A 241-nucleotide genomic window follows, 5' to 3' on the forward strand; every position below is an offset into this window, starting at 1 on the left:
GTCCCGGGCCGGTGAGCTGCTGGGGGCGGGGGTGCCGACCCTGGTCGTCCAGGGCGGGCGCGACCCCTTCGGGCGGCCCGCCGAGTTCCCCGAGGGCACGGAGGTCGTCGAGGTGCCCGGTGGCGACCACGGCTTCGCCGTGCCGAAGAGGGCGGCGCTCGGCCAGGAGGAGGCGCTCGGTGTGATCACCGGCGCGGTACGCGAGTGGCTGGCGCGGGAATGATGCCCCGCGCGGGTGTGT

Annotated in this window: 1 protein-coding gene; it reads left to right on the top strand. The window is 76.8% G+C overall.

Annotated elements, in window-relative coordinates:
• Nucleotides 1-223: alpha/beta family hydrolase (locus ACSNOK_RS35905; RefSeq protein ID WP_436784845.1), on the top strand; the 223-nt coding region annotated here is incomplete at its 5' end.
• Between the last annotated feature and the right edge of the window lie 18 nt (nt 224-241).

The sequence above is a fragment of the Streptomyces sp. URMC 126 genome, assembly GCF_051386555.1.
Taxonomy (GTDB): domain Bacteria; phylum Actinomycetota; class Actinomycetes; order Streptomycetales; family Streptomycetaceae; genus Streptomyces.